Genomic DNA, 455 nt, shown 5'->3' with positions numbered 1-455 from the left:
CGCCTGGGAATTACTCAACTCAACCACTCCATTTCCGTTGAGTAACGCATCACGGTAGACCTTCCGGTCGCGGATGATGGTGTCCGCCAGTTCGAGCTGATCGAACTGGCTTAGCGCCTCGCGCGCGTCGTCCACCTCTCGAATCGTCGGATTGGACGGCGCCATCGACAGCACCGCGAAGGCCTTCAGGTCGGGATTCAGGCCTCGGGCCAAGCTGACTAGTTCGTTGACCTTCGGCAGCGTCTCCAGATCGGCCTGGCTGGCGCGGGTAGGCACCAGCAACAGGTTGGAAACAGCCATTGCCGACCGCATTTCGCGGGAATCGCGGCCGCCGGCGTCTACCACAATCACCTGGTAGCGCCGCGATAAATCGCGCAGCGTCGCCGCGACATCGCCCGTCCGCTGGATACACGGCACCGCTGGGCCGATACCCGCTTCGTCGCGTCGTTCGGAAA

Annotated in this window: 1 protein-coding gene; it reads right to left on the bottom strand. The window is 62.9% G+C overall.

Features of this window, described 5'->3' with window-relative positions:
- Positions 1-455: division plane positioning ATPase MipZ (locus D7Y13_RS42730; RefSeq protein WP_120631110.1), on the bottom strand; the 455-nt coding region annotated here is incomplete at both ends.

The sequence above is a fragment of the Corallococcus praedator genome, from assembly GCF_003612125.1.
GTDB classification, from domain to species: domain Bacteria; phylum Myxococcota; class Myxococcia; order Myxococcales; family Myxococcaceae; genus Corallococcus; species Corallococcus praedator.
Note: the sequence above shows the minus strand (reverse complement) of the source record. Positions and strands in the feature narration are given on the sequence as shown.